The sequence below is a fragment of the Paraclostridium bifermentans genome (genome assembly GCF_019916025.1).
Lineage (GTDB): Bacteria > Bacillota > Clostridia > Peptostreptococcales > Peptostreptococcaceae > Paraclostridium > Paraclostridium bifermentans.
Map to the genome: position 1 here is coordinate 1,937,560 of NZ_CP079737.1, position 14,808 is coordinate 1,952,367.

14 protein-coding genes and 1 riboswitch are annotated in these 14,808 nt (G+C 27.8%); of the genes, 3 read left to right on the forward strand and 11 right to left on the reverse strand.

Annotated elements, in window-relative coordinates; all coding sequences use genetic code 11:
• Positions 1 to 88 precede the first annotated feature (88 nt).
• Positions 89 to 179, reverse strand: a riboswitch (cyclic di-GMP riboswitch).
• Positions 180 to 274: 95 nt separating this feature from the next.
• The 7 genes from KXZ80_RS09390 to hcp (KXZ80_RS09420) form a co-directional block, all read right to left on the reverse strand.
• The gene (locus KXZ80_RS09390) at positions 275 to 949 is read right to left on the reverse strand and encodes an EGFR-like transmembrane domain-containing protein (RefSeq protein WP_021433221.1); all 675 of its coding nucleotides are present in this window, start codon (positions 947 to 949) and stop codon (positions 275 to 277) included.
• 158 nt (positions 950 to 1,107) lie between these two features.
• Entirely contained in the window at positions 1,108 to 2,835 is a 1,728-nt protein-coding gene (gene hcp, locus KXZ80_RS09395; protein ID WP_119472399.1) for a hydroxylamine reductase, read from the reverse strand.
• 88 nt (positions 2,836 to 2,923) lie between these two features.
• Complete coding sequence (locus KXZ80_RS09400) at positions 2,924 to 3,559, reverse strand: hypothetical protein (protein ID WP_021433223.1); 636 nt, start codon at positions 3,557 to 3,559, stop codon at positions 2,924 to 2,926.
• Between the two features lie 200 nt (positions 3,560 to 3,759).
• The gene (locus KXZ80_RS09405) at positions 3,760 to 3,945 is read right to left on the reverse strand and encodes a DUF1858 domain-containing protein (protein ID WP_021433224.1); all 186 of its coding nucleotides are present in this window, start codon (positions 3,943 to 3,945) and stop codon (positions 3,760 to 3,762) included.
• A gap of 22 nt (positions 3,946 to 3,967) precedes the next feature.
• Positions 3,968 to 4,156: a ferredoxin gene (locus KXZ80_RS09410; RefSeq protein ID WP_021430562.1), complete on the reverse strand. Its 189-nt coding sequence runs from the start codon at positions 4,154 to 4,156 to the stop codon at positions 3,968 to 3,970.
• 121 nt (positions 4,157 to 4,277) lie between these two features.
• A complete protein-coding gene (hcp, locus tag KXZ80_RS09415) occupies positions 4,278 to 5,954 on the reverse strand; it encodes a hydroxylamine reductase (protein WP_038285265.1) in 1,677 nt (558 codons plus the stop codon).
• A gap of 154 nt (positions 5,955 to 6,108) precedes the next feature.
• The gene (gene hcp, locus KXZ80_RS09420) at positions 6,109 to 7,746 is read right to left on the reverse strand and encodes a hydroxylamine reductase (protein WP_021433226.1); all 1,638 of its coding nucleotides are present in this window, start codon (positions 7,744 to 7,746) and stop codon (positions 6,109 to 6,111) included.
• A 207-nt stretch (positions 7,747 to 7,953) separates the two neighbouring features.
• On the opposite strand from hcp (KXZ80_RS09420), the gene KXZ80_RS09425 reads away from it, so the two are divergent.
• The gene (locus tag KXZ80_RS09425) at positions 7,954 to 8,349 is read left to right on the forward strand and encodes an RrF2 family transcriptional regulator (protein WP_021433227.1); all 396 of its coding nucleotides are present in this window, start codon (positions 7,954 to 7,956) and stop codon (positions 8,347 to 8,349) included.
• A gap of 22 nt (positions 8,350 to 8,371) precedes the next feature.
• Positions 8,372 to 8,812, forward strand: a complete 441-nt coding sequence (locus KXZ80_RS09430; protein WP_021433228.1) for a GNAT family N-acetyltransferase — start codon at positions 8,372 to 8,374, stop codon at positions 8,810 to 8,812.
• 79 nt (positions 8,813 to 8,891) lie between these two features.
• Here the strand turns inward: KXZ80_RS09430 and ade are convergent, their stop codons facing one another.
• Both ade and KXZ80_RS09440 read right to left on the reverse strand, forming a co-directional pair.
• Positions 8,892 to 10,595: an adenine deaminase gene (gene ade / locus KXZ80_RS09435; protein ID WP_021433229.1), complete on the reverse strand. Its 1,704-nt coding sequence runs from the start codon at positions 10,593 to 10,595 to the stop codon at positions 8,892 to 8,894.
• Positions 10,596 to 10,813: 218 nt separating this feature from the next.
• Complete coding sequence (locus KXZ80_RS09440) at positions 10,814 to 11,317, reverse strand: thioredoxin family protein (protein ID WP_021433230.1); 504 nt, start codon at positions 11,315 to 11,317, stop codon at positions 10,814 to 10,816.
• Between the two features lie 234 nt (positions 11,318 to 11,551).
• On the opposite strand from KXZ80_RS09440, the gene KXZ80_RS09445 reads away from it, so the two are divergent.
• Positions 11,552 to 12,571: a YdcF family protein gene (locus KXZ80_RS09445; RefSeq protein ID WP_021433231.1), complete on the forward strand. Its 1,020-nt coding sequence runs from the start codon at positions 11,552 to 11,554 to the stop codon at positions 12,569 to 12,571.
• Positions 12,572 to 12,772: 201 nt separating this feature from the next.
• Here the strand turns inward: KXZ80_RS09445 and KXZ80_RS09450 are convergent, their stop codons facing one another.
• Together KXZ80_RS09450 and KXZ80_RS09455 are read right to left on the reverse strand one after the other, a co-directional pair.
• Complete coding sequence (locus tag KXZ80_RS09450; protein ID WP_021433232.1) at positions 12,773 to 13,291, reverse strand: FmdE family protein; 519 nt, start codon at positions 13,289 to 13,291, stop codon at positions 12,773 to 12,775.
• A 160-nt stretch (positions 13,292 to 13,451) separates the two neighbouring features.
• Entirely contained in the window at positions 13,452 to 14,780 is a 1,329-nt protein-coding gene (locus KXZ80_RS09455) for an APC family permease (protein WP_021433233.1), read from the reverse strand.
• Positions 14,781 to 14,808 lie beyond the last annotated feature (28 nt).

Here is a 14,808-nt window from a genome sequence, read left to right on the forward strand (position 1 = left end):
AAAAAAAACTACTCCTAAAGAGTAGTTTAATGGTATAGTTAATAAGACATATAATAATGCCGTATAAAAACAAAAAGTATGTATACTCTTTGGCAACTGGCTGGCATAATATGTCTAAACATACCTTAGCCCCTATAGCTTTGCGTCATTAGATTTCCCTAATTTTGCCTATTAAATTTTTTCAAACAGATAATATTCACTATTTAGTGATTATTATCTGTTTAATTCACTGTAATTATAGCAGACATTTTTCTGATACACAACATAATTTTTATTATTTGTTATTCTTATTTTTTCTTCTTTTAAGGATAAATATTGCTAATCCTATAATTAATACTATTCCTAAAATAGATATTATCATTATATTTTGTACATTTGGAATTTTTGCTTTTACATGTATGTTTTCTAGATTTGATAAGTTTAAATTCCAATTATAGTTATATATTCCGTCTTTCTTTGAGTTTGAATTAGCATTTGATTCTACTAGTTCTATCGGTGTATTTAAATTAAAATTCAAATCAAATCCTGATCCAAATAAATTTAGCATTCCCATTTCTTCTTTACTCATATTTTTGCTTATATAGTCTTTTAATTTTATATTTATATCGTATGTGTTAGATAAAAAACTATCTTCTTTTTTTACACTTACTAAATCTCCAAACTTTTCTATTCCCTTACTATTGTTTTGTTTTAAGTCGGCAATATTTCCTAAGTTTTCAGTTATTTTATATCCTGTTTTTCCTGATTCTTCTATTTTCTCAACATTATCATAATTTGATTTTAATTCTTGCTCATTTATGCCATCCATTAAATAGTCACTACTTAGAATTTGTGCTGTAACACTTGCATTTCCTTTTTTATCTATATTAAGGGTTATATCTGAATTTACACATCCAGTTAGCATAAATATAGATACAATCATACATATAGAAATAAATATTTTTTTCATATGACTTCCTCCAAACTTTAATTTATATAACTATATTAACATATTGTGTAAAAAAATATTTATTTCTACATATAAAGTTTCTTATTTTATATAGTTAAATATACTTTATTAAATAAAAATAAAAATATAGCCTACTAAACGTAGACTATATTTTTTTATTATCCTAAGAACATTTTTAAATCATCTTCAACGTTTGTTATTCCACCTATTCCAAAGTTTTCAACTAATACTTTAGCTACATTTGGTGATAAGAACGCTGGTAATGTTGGTCCTAAATGTATATTTTTCACCCCTAGGTATAATAGTGATAATAATACTATTACTGCCTTTTGTTCATACCATGCTATATTAAACGCTATTGGTAATTCATTTATATCTTGTAATTCAAATACTTCTTTAAGTTTTAATGCAATAAGTGCTAGTGAGTATGAGTCATTACATTGTCCTGCATCTAATACTCTAGGTATTCCATTTATATCTCCTAAGTTTAACTTATTATACTTATATTTTGCACATCCTGCAGTTAAAATTACTGTATCTTTTGGTAGTGCCTCTGCAAATTCTGTATAGTAATTTCTTGATTTAGCTCTTCCGTCACATCCTGCCATAACGAAGAATTTCTTTATTGCTCCGCTTTTAACTGCATCTACTACTGCATCTGCTAATGCAAATACTTGGTTATGTGCGAATCCTCCAACTATTTCTCCTCTTTCTATTTCTGTAGGAGGTTGACAGTTTTTAGCTTGTTCTATTATTTCTGAGAAATCTTTATCATCTTCACTATTACCTTTTATATGCTTAACTCCTGCAAATCCCGCAGCTCCTGTAGTGTATATTCTATCTTTATAACTATCTTTTGGTGGTACTATACAGTTTGTAGTCATTAATATTGGTCCGTTAAAACTTTCAAACTCTTCTTTTTGTTTCCACCAAGCATTTCCGTAATTTCCTGCAAAGTGAGAATATTTTTTAAATGCTGGATAGTAGTGTGCTGGAAGCATTTCTGAGTGAGTATATACATCTACTCCAGTTCCTTCTGTTTGTTTTAATAATAATTCTAAATCTTTTAAATCATGTCCTGATATAAGTATTCCTGGGTTATTTCTAACTCCTATATCAACCTTAGTTATTTCTGGGTGTCCATAAGTTCCTGTATTTGCGCTATCAAGTAAAGCCATTCCGTCTACTCCAACTTTACCAGTTTCTAAAGTTAATCCTATTAACTCATCTACACTTAAGCTATCATCTAAAGTTTTAGCTAAAGTTGCTTGCATAAAAGCATTTATTTTTTCATCATCATATCCTAATGCATTAGCATGCTTCATATATGCTGATAATCCTTTTAATCCATATATTATTAATTCTCTTAAACTTCTTATATCTTCATCTTTAGTTGCTAAAACTCCAACTTCAGTTGACTTTTCATCTAATAATTTATTTATATCATCATTTGTTAACTCTTTTCCACTTCCTAATATTGCATCTTTAATTTTACTTAATATACTTACCTTAACATCCATTTCTTCATTCGAGTTTGCATTCCATAATGCAGCTTCTGATAAATTAGACTTATTACTTAATTGCGATAATAAATCTTCTTTTGTTTTTAATGTTTCTTTTACTCTTGCATAAAATACTTCATCATCGAAGTTAGCATTTGTTATAGTAGTAAATAAATTTATAGTTATTAAATGGTTTACATTGTTACTTACTTTTTTACCTTCTTTTCTAAGTCTCGTTGTAACCTCTGATAATCCCTTCGTTGTATATATTAAAAGATCTTGCATTCTAGCTAAATCTGGTGATTTTCCACAGACTCCAAATTTTGTACATCCTGTACACCCAGCTGTTTCTTGACATTGAAAACAAAACATTTTATTTTCCATAATAGTTCCTCCAATTTTATAAATGTTTATTTTATATACACATTATATAGTTTAATTTATTTTGAATCTGTAACATAAGTTACTATTTTTATATTTTTTTGATTATATAATCCTCATAATCAGTTTTTTTATATTCAAAATTATTGTTTATGGTACTCACAAATGATACTATCCATAAATCTCTAAGATTATAAAATATATTAACATCTACATTCTCATTTTCCCATATTTCCTTATGCACACATATTCTTCTTTTCCATATTACAACATCATCTTCTAAAGTAATTACTTCATTTACTCTATCACATGGCATTCCATCTAATATATAGTCATTTATACTATTATATATTTCTTTTGCATTAGTAATATTTTGTGCAGAACTTACTTCCTTACCAGCTTTTACACCTTGGCTTCTATAAATATGTTCTATTTTTTTCAATGATTCTGAATTATTTTCTAAAATTTCAGATGTCCACGCAGCCATTCTTCCTTCTGATGAATGGATTTTCTCTTGTAGCCAACCATGTATATTTCCAGTATCAATAATCTCTTCTAATTTTTTATTTTCTAATTTCTCTCCATACTTTAAATTAATTTGTTTAGTTAGCTTTTCTATATCTAATCCTTCAACCTCTGCTAACTTTATTATTTCACTTTCTAAATCTTCAAACCAAAGTATTTTATTAAATAACCAGTAGTGAATTTTTCCTAAAAATAAGCTCATAATAAAACCTCCTATATTTATCAAATTTTTATTTTTAAATAAGTATTTTAAATACACTTTTAAATTTTCATCTCTTCTTAACTTTCTATATTTAGATTATATATTATTTAATTTTTATTTTCTGTAACGCTGGTTACACTATTTAATATAAATTATATTAAATAAAAGGATTACCAAATAAACTGGTAACCCTCCTACTCTTATGATTCATTTAATTCTTTTAATATTTTTTCTAAATCTAATCCATGTATTTCACATGCTTGTTCTAACTTTTCCATTTGAGCTGAAGGGCATCCTATACATCCCATTCCATAATTCATAAGTATTTGTGCTGCATTAGGTTTAGCTTTTATTATATCTGCTATTATGGTATCTTTAGTTATCATAGTAATCGCTCCTTTTTATAAATTATTTTATGCTTATAACAGAAACAGGACAACCATCTCTAGCATCCTTTGCTGAATCTAATACTTCTTCAGGTATATCTTCTTTTATAGGTACTGATATATTATCGTCATCCATACTAAATACCTCTGGGCAAGTTCCTGCACACGCTTGACATCCTATACAACCATCTCTATCTACAAATGCTTTCATATTTTTATCTCCTTTTTATTTATATTTTTAAATATTATTTTTTAAATTTTTAATATTGTATTGTATATACTATAAACTCTATCTAAATAAATTCATGTAACTATTGGTACATGTAGTTGATCTATTTAGATGGCACTTCTAAACAAGATGCTAAATCTTTATCTGGAGTGCTTATAGTTTGTAAATTAAATGTGTCTACCAAATATTGAAGTACGTTAGGGCTTAAAAATGCTGGTATTGATGGCCCTAAGTATATTCCTTTTATTCCTAGAGACAATAGAGCTAATAAATCTGCTACTGCTTTTTGTTCATACCAAGATAAAATTATAGATAGCGGTAAGCTATTTACATCAGTATCAAAAGCATCAGCCAATGCTAATGCAATTCTTACAGCTGAGTAAGCGTCATTACATTGACCTACATCTAAAAGCCTTGGCAAGCCAGCAACTTCTCCAAAGTCTAATTTATTAAATCTATACTTACCACAAGCTAGAGTAAGTATTATGCAGTCTTTAGGTACTTTTTGAGCAAACTCTGTATAATAATTTCTTCCAGGTCTTGCTCCATCGCATCCTCCAATTAGGAAGAAATGTCTTAATTTACCAGATTTTACAGCATCAATTATAGCTGGAGCATTACTTAAAGTAGCATTATGTCCAAATCCAACTAAAATCTCATGTGGTTCTTGATCTTCTTTAAATCCACCTAATTCTAATGCCTTATTTATAATCTCACTAAAATCTTTTTCTCCATCAGCATTTTTGCCTATGTATTTTACTCCATCCCATCCAACTACACTAGTAGTAAATATTCTATCCTTGTATGAATCTCTAGGCTTCATAAGACAGTTTGTAGTCATCAAAATACAACCTGGTATGTTATCAAACTCTTTTTGCTGATCTTGCCAAGCTCCACCAAAGTTTCCTGCTAAATGAGAGTATTTGTTAAGCTCTGGATAACCATGGCATGGTATCATTTCTCCATGAGTATAAATATTTATTCCTTTTCCTTCAGTTTGTTTTAAAATCATTTCTAAGTCTTTTAAATCATGTCCTGAAACTATAATAAATGGACCTTTTTTAATGTGAACATTTACTTTATGAGGAGAAGGATTTTTATATATAGTTGTGTTTGCCTCATCTAGTTTTTGCATAACTGCAACGCTCATGTCACCAGTTCTTAGAGTCCATGTTATTAAGTCATTAACAGATAATTTATCATCTGTTGTCGCAGCTAATGCTCTAAAATAAAATTCATCAACTTGGTCGTTAAAATAACCTAATTCTCTAGCTTGATGTCCATATGCAGATATTCCTTTTAAACCATATATTATTGTTTGTCTTAAACTTCTTATATCTGGATCTAAATTTTGATCATACATTATTCCTGCACGCTTAGCATCTTTTAACATTTGGTCCCTAGTATCACTTAGGTTATATTCAGCTTGTTCACAGCAATTAGAACAACTTGAAACTCTACTTCTTAGACTTTGCTTTATTTCTTGTGATTGTCTAAGCATTTTTTCATGAACATCTCCATCAAAGTTTACATTAGTAAGAGTGGTAAATAAAGAGTTTTCAACAAAGCTTACAATTTCCTTATCTATCTTTTCACCTTTATCTATTAACTCTTTTGCGTAACAACTTATTCCTTTAATTTGATATATTAACAAGTCTTGAAGAGCTGCAATTTCTGGTGTTTTACTGCAAACTCCTACCTTAGTACATCCCTTACCACCAGCAGTCTGCTCACATTGATAGCAAAACATTGGGTATTCCATAGCCATATTGTTTTCCATAAAAATTCCTCCTTGTGAAATTTTCAATAACATTGTTAGTATTTCACAATTTTTTTAAAATATAGCTATATAATTAATATTTTAATCTTATAATTTATTATATTTATGAAAAAGGATGACTTTACGTATTGTAGAGCCATCCTTTTTTATAAAATTATCCTAAGAACATTTTTAAATCATCTTCAACGTTTGTTATTCCGCCTATTCCAAAGTTTTCAACTAATACTTTAGCTACATTTGGTGATAAGAACGCTGGTAATGTTGGTCCTAAATGTATATTTTTCACCCCTAGGTATAATAGTGATAATAATACTATTACTGCCTTTTGTTCATACCATGCTATATTAAACGCTATTGGTAATTCATTTATATCTTGTAATTCAAATACTTCTTTAAGTTTTAATGCAATAAGTGCTAGTGAGTATGAGTCATTACATTGTCCTGCATCTAATACTCTAGGTATTCCATTTATATCTCCTAAGTTTAACTTATTATACTTATATTTTGCACATCCTGCAGTTAAAATTACTGTATCTTTTGGTAGTGCCTCTGCAAATTCTGTATAGTAATTTCTTGATTTAGCTCTTCCGTCACATCCTGCCATAACGAAGAATTTCTTTATTGCTCCGCTTTTAACTGCATCTACTACTGCATCTGCTAATGCAAATACTTGGTTATGTGCGAATCCTCCAACTATTTCTCCTCTTTCTATTTCTGTAGGAGGTTGACAGCTTTTAGCTTGTTCTATTATTTCTGAGAAGTCTTTATCATCTTCACTCTTACCTTTTATATGCTTAACTCCTGCAAATCCCGCAGCTCCTGTAGTGTATATTCTATCTTTATAACTATCTTTTGGTGGTACTACACAGTTTGTAGTCATTAATATTGGTCCGTTAAAACTTTCAAACTCTTCTTTTTGTTTCCACCAAGCATTTCCGTAATTTCCTGCAAAGTGAGAATATTTTTTAAATGCTGGATAGTAGTGTGCTGGAAGCATTTCTGAGTGAGTATATACATCTACTCCAGTTCCTTCTGTTTGTTTTAATAATAATTCTAAGTCTTTTAAATCATGTCCTGATATAAGTATTCCTGGGTTATTTCTAACTCCTATATCAACCTTAGTTATTTCTGGGTGTCCATAAGTTCCTGTATTTGCGCTATCAAGTAAAGCCATTCCGTCTACTCCAACTTTACCAGTTTCTAAAGTTAATCCTATTAATTCATCTACACTTAAGTTTCCATCCAAAGTCTTAGCTAAAGTTGCTTGCATAAAAGCATTTATTTTTTCATCATCATATCCTAATGCATTAGCATGCTTCATGTATGCTGCTAAACCTTTTAACCCATATATTATTAATTCTCTTAAGCTTCTTATATCTTCATCTTTAGTTGCTAAAACTCCAACCTTAGTTGACTTTTCATCCATTTCTTCATTTGAGTTTGCAGTCCATAATGCAGCTTCTGATAAATTTTCTTTATTATTTAATTTAGATAATAATGCTTCTTTTGTTTCTAAAGTTTCTTTTACTCTTATATAGAATATTTCATCATCAAAATTTGCATTTGTTATAGTAGTAAATAAATTTATAGTTATTAAGTGATCTACTTCACCACTTACTTCTTTTCCTTCTTCTCTAAGTCTTGTTGTAACTTCTGATAATCCTTTAGTTACGTATATTAATAAGTCCTGCATTCTAGCTAAATCTGGTGATTTTCCACAAACTCCAAATTTTGTACATCCTGTACAGCCTGCTGTTTCTTGACATTGAAAACAAAACATTTTATTTTCCATAATTATTCCTCCAATTTTTAAATGTTTATTTTATATACACATTATATTCCTTATTTTTCTTTTTATCTGTAACATATGTTACATTTTTATTAATTTTATAAAATAAAAATTTATTTAATTTAAATTTTATATTTACTCTTGTGTTTAATAGTATTTAATTAATATAATAATACTACTATATTAAATTATTTGAAAAAGGAGTGAATTATGTACTTATCAAAATTTACTGACTATAGCTTTAGAATACTTATTTATTTAGGTAACCATCCAAATGAACTTTTTACAGTAGATGAACTATCCGATATACTTGGTTTATCTACTCATCATATAAAAAAAATTGTATATAAACTAGCAAAAAACAACTATATATTATCCACAAAAGGACGTAATGGTGGAATAAAACTAGTTATGGACCCAAAAGATATAAACTTAGGACAACTGCTAAATATAACAGAAGACAATTTAAATATAGTAGAATGTTTTTCTAAAGAAAACAATACTTGTAATCTTACAAAACGTTGCAAATTAAAACCTATTTTAAACGAAGCTTTAATATCATTTAAAAATAAGTTAAGTGAATACACTTTACAAGATATTCTTTAAAAATTTTTAGGAGGTTATATTTATGTATAAAGTAAAACATTTTAAGGATTTAAATGTAAATGAATTTTATGAAATAGCAAAATCTAGATATGAGGTATTCGGATGCGAACAAAAAATTTTCCAAGAAAATGACTTCGACGATGTTGACAAAAATTGTTATCATATATTTCTTGAAGAAGAAAATGTAGTAATTGCTTATGCTAGAATAATTCCAAAGCCATTTAGTCCATATACAGATACATCTATAGGACGTGTGTTAGTTTTAAAAGACCATAGAGGTAAAAAGATTGCCCAAGAAATGATGAGCCATGCTATAAACTTTATAAAAACAGAACTAAGTGAAAATAATATAACAATTTCTGCTCAAGAATACATTAAAAATCTATATTCTTCTCTTGGATTTAAAGAAATTTCAGATATATATGATGAATGTGGAATTCCTCACATTAAAATGAGACTTTAATCTATATAAAAAGGCTGTATCAAAGGTTTAACTTCTTTGGTACAGCCTTTTATCTAACTATATACTTTAATTGCCATTTTTATATTTCCATAAATTTAAAATTATCTACGTCAAATAACCCCTTATCAGTAATCTTTATATGTGGAATTACTGGAAGTGCTAAAAATGCTAACGTCATAAATGGTTCAATATCTTTACTAACATTTAATTTTTCGTATGCTATAGATAACATTTTTTCTAAATTTTCACTTACATAGTTTATATCTTTGTCACTCATAAGGCCTGCTATAGGTAAACTTAAACTTCCTAAAATTTCATTATTAGAAGATATAGATAAACCGCCTCCAATTTTTTTAATTTCATCAACAGCATTAATAATATCTTCATCATTATCTCCAACAACAATTATATTGTGAGAATCATGTGCTACAGTAGATGCTATTGCGCCATTTTGCAATTTAAAGTTTTCTACAAGCCCTAAGCCTATGCTCTTTTTATTAGTATGTCTTTCAATTACTACAAGTTTTAATATATCCACATTTTGATTAAATTTAAATACTCCATTCTCAACATCTACTTTTCTTATAAGTTTCTCTGTTACTAGATTATGTGGAAGTAGACCTATAACATTAGCTATATTTTTTTCTAAATTTATTTTTAAATCTTCTTTAGTAAGCTTATCTATATTTACAGTATTTGTAACATTTGAATTTTCTACTTCCCTAGCTTCAAATAATGCTTTCTTATCTTTTCCAACTAACTTACCATCTTTATAAACTTCCAATATATTAAACTCTTCTAAATTATCTACAACAACTATATCAGCTCCATAGCCTGGTGCAATAGCTCCTGTATTTTGTAAATTATAGCAGTTTGCAACATTTATAGTAGCCATTTTTATCGCTATAATAGGATCTATGTTGTTTTTAATTGCTAATCTTATATTATTATCTATATGGCCATTTTTAAGAATATCTTGTGGATGTTTATCATCTGTACAGAATAAACATCTTTGGTAGTTATTAATATTAACCCCTTTAATTAAAGCTTCTAAGTTTCTAGCCGCTGATCCCTCTCTAATCATTACGTACATCCCTAGTCGTAATTTTTCAATCATTTCTTCAACAGTTGAGCACTCATGATCTGTACTTATTCCACTTAATATATATCCATTCAATCCTTCTTTACCTATATTAGGTATATGTCCATCTATATATTTTTTATATTTTTTTGCTAATTCTAATTTATCTGTAACTGTCTTATCTTGATTAATAACTCCTGGGTAATTCATCATTTCCCCTAGCCCAAGTATTCTATCATGATTTATATACTTTTCTAAATCTCTAGCTTCTAATCTTGCTCCAGAATTCTCAAAATCAGTTGCTGGAACGCAAGACGGTAACATTGAATAGACACATAATGGTAAATCTTCACTCGATTTCAATATGTATTCTATACCTTCTAGTCCACAAACATTTGCTATCTCATGAGGGTCTGTTATTATAGTTGTTGTCCCCATTGGAACTATAGCTTTTGCAAATTCAGATGGTGAAACCATAGATGATTCTATATGAACATGAGGATCTATAAATCCTGGAGTTATATATTTTCCCTTTAAATCTATATTACTTATCCCATCATAGTTTCCTATACCGACTATTATACCTTTTTCTATTGCAACATCAGCTTTTATTATTTCATTAGAAAATACATTGACTATATTTGCATTTTTTAAAACTAACTCTGATTTTTTATTTTTTATACTGTAATCTATTAGCCCCATTTATGTCCTCCCTATACTTAATACCTTTAATTTATTAAAGTAAAAAGGCTTTAAAGTTTTTATTTTTAAATAAATTATTCTAATAATACACGTTTTATTTTTAATTGTCTATATAAAACTTAAATAATTTGTCAAATTTTCAGAAAAAGTTAAATTTTGTTTAAATTTTCAAAAGTTACCGAAAAATTAAAATTAGTTTTACGGTAACTTTAACTTATTTAGTTTAAACTATTTAAAAAATCTATTATCGTTTGTTCCATATAACTTCCTTTTCTATATAATTTTTTAGTTTTTATTTTTTCTACTTGATCATCTCCAAATTCAATACTCCTAACATTACTTGGAAATTCTATAAATGATCCAAATTTTTCAAAATTACTGTCTAAATATATAAATATAGGTATTTTTACCCTACCATCATCACTGTGTTCTTTTATTATATCTTCATGCCCTTCTCTACTTTGAAGTTTTAATCTTATCTTTGGGTTAAGCTTTGTTATATAATCTATTACAGTTAAGTTTATTTGACAATCAGGACACCATAATTCTGAAAATCCAAGTATGTTAATTTCCTTATCAATTGATTTAATTTTTTCTATAGTTTCCTGTGTTATTTTCATACTATCTCTATAATCTTTAGCTTTTTCTTGATGTGCTAATTCGGACTTGTAAAATTCTTGTTCAAAGCTATACCCTGACTCAAATAACTCTTTTAAACTCATCTGGTTTGCCCCCTAAAATCACTTGTTTTATTTATTAAAATATATGAAATGAAATTATTTTTTTTAGTATTTTTTTAATCAAAATTTTTACTAAATTTTATTTTTTTTAAGATATTACATTATAAATGTCTAAAAAACCACTATATATCCTAACTTACAAATTTGTAATTACAAAATTCTTTCATTTCATTGTAAAATAATATTTATTAAAACTTTTTTAGAAAGGATTTTTATATGTATATTTATATATTAATAATTTTAGCTTCTTTTTCATACGGAATTTTTCTATTTATAAAAGATAGTAGAAATTTTTTTGCAGGTATTTTATTAACTTTCGGTTCTTTAGGCCTTTTATTTCTGTTAATTATGTTTTTATCAAATCTGTCTCCTTTAATTAACGTAATAAGTACACTTGCGATTTTTGGAGGTATCCCATTATGTATAGTTGGAATTGGTTTTTTCCTTATAAAAAATGGATATATAATGAAACATAAAGAAGGTAGACGTTTAGCAAATTTACTATCATTAATTTTAGGTGTAAATATTTTAATTATAGTTTCTTTAAGCTTAATTTTGATATTTAAAGGATCTCAATTAAATAGTGGTGTACATGCAACTATACTTGCTATAATTTTGTTAGCAATATATTTTGGATTTTTATTCTTTAGTTACTTAGTTTATTCATATGCTTATCAAATGCTACCTGTAAATAAAGATTTAGACTATGTAATAGTCTTAGGATCAGGTCTTATCGGAGATAAAGTTCCTCCTTTATTAAAAAGCAGACTTGATAAAGGAATTGAAATTTATAGTCAACAATTATCAAAAGGAAATCACACAAAAATAGTTGTATCAGGTGGTCAAGGTTCTGATGAGATAATACCTGAGGCCGTTGCTATGAAAAAATATCTTGTATCACAAGGTATACCCGAGTTAGATATTTTAGTTGAGGATAAATCTACTACTACTTATGAAAACATGAAGTTTTCAAAAAATATAATGAATAATATATCTAAAAATTACTCATGTATATTTGTATCAAATAATTATCATGTTTTTAGAGCGTCAATTTATGCAAGAAAAGCAGGGTTAAAAGCAAATGGAGTTGGAGCTCCTACTGCATTTTATTTTTTACCTAGTGCATTAATTCGTGAATATATAGCTATTTTAGTACTTTATAAAAAAATTAATTTACTAGCTATTTTATTCATCTTATTATTAGTTTCACACTCTTTCTTCCCAAATTTTATATAAATAAAAAAGATAGATTAGAAATTCCCAATCTATCTTTTTTATTTATTCATCAAGCTTTTTTATAATTAAATACTTTTCTTCATTAATTTTTATACTTTGCTCATATATAAATATACCACTATTCCCAATAACAAGTTTATAGTTAAAAATATTATAGTTCTATATAGTAAATTCTCTGTAAAATCTACAAAACCTTACTGGCTAAAAAAATCTTTTATATTCACTATAGCAATCTGTACAAACCTTTTTGCTTCCTTGAAGACGTATGAATTGTTCTGATGTTTTTTCTCCACATATTTCACAAATTTCTGATACAAAAATCCTTGCCTTTTCTGGAATTTCTATATTACTCTCCATAAATTCAAATAACTCCATAGGATTTGAATTTATTAAATATTTTTTATACTCATCTCGCTCCAAATTATTTGGTTTTAGCTTTAAAACAAATCTTACAGATTTTTTATTTTTTCTATTATAAAAATGATATACACTTTTACCTCTAAGTCTGATTAACAAGTTTCCCTTACCTATTGTGCATCCCAACATTACCTGAATAGCATCTAATCCACAAGCATCATTTTCAGATATACACACTATTTCTTCATCATTTGAAAAATCAATGTCTAAATATTTTTGTGCAGCTTTTGATACTGCGTACCCAATTGCAAGACCTGGACACTCATGTCCATGAAATTCAACTACTTCTTCCCAAGTTTTCATAAAGTTACCTCCCCTAAAACTAAATAAAGTGTAATATAATTAATTTAATTATATTACACTTTATTTATATACTCAATTTATCTAAATAGCGTTTTCCAATTTATTTACAATAAATTTAACCCTATGTCGTATTTTTTGACATAGGGTTAATATATATAATTTAATCTCTTATAATTTCTTTATTTCCATTACATTTTTTTGAGTACACTTTGCTCATATAAAAATAAATTGGAACTACTACTATCATTCCTCCAAGACCCCATACTATTTTCATAGGAGAGTCAATTCCAGCTTTTACTAATAATATTAAACTTACTATAACTGCAAATATTGGAATAAATGCCCCTCCAGGTATCTTAAAGTTTATTTCTTTACCTGCATATTTTTTTCTAAATATTAAAACTGCTAAGCAAGTAGGTATATATTGAATAAATCTAGATACAACACTAATTTGTGATAAAGTTGTAAATGAACCTGACCAAGCTATTATTAAAGTACCTATAACAGATACTATTATAGCTATATATGGAGCTTCATTTTTATTAGTTTTACCCATAGATTTTGGCATTAGCCCTTGGTCAACTAAAGCTTTAGCTGATCTTGGTGTAAATATAGATGATGCAATATTTATACCACCAACAGAAATTATCGTACCAACTGTAATTATATATCCACCTACAGGACCCATAATCTTAGTAGCTGCATCAGCAACTGGGTTTGCTGCTCCTCTTAATCCTTCTCCTAAAACACCTATACTTATAGCTAATACAAGTACGTATACAACAGATACAACAAACATTACCATAACTAATGCTTTTGGTACATTTTTCTTAGGATCTTCCATTTCTTTTGCTGCAACAGCTAAAGATTCGAATCCTGTAAATGCATAAAATAATAATATACTTACAGCAACAAATGCTGATGAAGTCGTTTGCCCTTGAGGTATTATTAAAAACGGCTTAAAGTTTGCACCTTTTATAAAAAATATTCCTACAGCTATAAATAATATTAATGGAACTAATTTTCCTACAGTCATTATATTGTTTAACTTTTTAGATTGCTTCATTCCCATTAAGTTTATAGCACCAAGCCCTATTACTAAAACTCCAATTATTATATTTTTAGTTAATGGATCAGCTGCTTGAGGCCATACTGAAGATAATGTAACTGCAAAGAAGTTTGCCATAGTAGCCCATGCGATCATACTTACTATCCATTTCATAAATCCAACTTCAAATCCGATAAAATCTCCAAATGCTTCTTTAGCATAAAGATAAGGTCCTCCGTCTTCATCAAACCAACTTCCTGCCTCTGCAAAACATAGTGCAATAGACACCGCTAAAATCATACAAAATCCTAAAATTAATATACTTGCTGGACCTATATTTGAGTAAGCCTCACCTGGAAGCCCAAATATACCAGAACCTATAATTGCATTTATACCTAGTAATACAATACTCCAAAACCCTAACTTCATACTTTTTTCCACTTTAATTCCTCCCAATGTATTTATATTA